The organism is Pseudomonas kielensis (assembly GCF_014236655.1).
Lineage (GTDB): Bacteria > Pseudomonadota > Gammaproteobacteria > Pseudomonadales > Pseudomonadaceae > Aquipseudomonas > Aquipseudomonas kielensis.
In genome coordinates, this window is record NZ_JACMYG010000090.1 from 1 (window position 1) to 816 (window position 816).

2 pseudogenes are annotated in these 816 nt (G+C 54.4%); both read left to right on the forward strand.

From position 1 onward, the window contains the following. A pseudogene (locus H7995_RS28120) lies at positions 1–205 on the forward strand (VRR-NUC domain-containing protein); the annotation flags it as partial. A gap of 2 nt (positions 206–207) precedes the next feature. Further along, positions 208–816, forward strand: a pseudogene (locus H7995_RS28125) (type VI immunity family protein); the annotation flags it as partial.

The following is an 816-nucleotide window of genomic DNA, read 5'->3' on the forward strand; positions in this document are numbered from 1 at the left end:
AGTGGAGATCAAGTTTCCACAGGATTGGGTAAAGGACGAGCAGATGAAAGCCTACGTGAAACTCATGACACCCCGCACAGGCGTCAATCCGAACAAGGTAGGCAAGGAGAAAGTAGCACTGCTTCGAGTGCCGCAGGACTGTACTGACTTTGAAATGGATACCAAGCACAAGCCCACATCCAGGGGCAACAAGAACAGGAGATAAGTGTGAGCACAACTCATAAGCTGTTTGACCATGAAGAGCGTGATGAGTTTATTGCTGAACTCAAGGAGTGGCCTAACACTGACTGGGGAACAGATGAGGCGCGACACAGTATCAGCCCTTTCATCAGCTTCTACTTTCCAACCACCCCGGAAAATTACCGAGACATCACCGTGTTGCTGGTGGACGTTCACGAAGCCTTTGAACAATTAGCCGGACGTCCCTACACCATGGTGATGCACAAGGACGCCCACCGCCCCCATCGTTACCCTGAACGGCGGCCAGACCTTCGCAAGCAGGCACAAGAAGCCAACCAACACGAGTACTTTGTATTCTCGTTCACCGACGAAGAAAACCACGCCTCATCACCGACTACCGCGGGTTACTTCTGGCGTACTTGGGTTGAAGATGAGGGCGGCACAACAGGCTACTCCTCAATCGTCTTCTACTACCGCTGGCAATGGTGGCTGGACAACCGCGAGGCCTGGCGGCGTTTCGTCCTCAAGACCATTGATCAGCTCAAGGCCCATCAGGTCTACAGCGGCTTCGCCATGGCCAATCCGCTGGAGTTCGGCACACGGGCGGAGGTCACCACCTGGGAGCGCTCACTGACG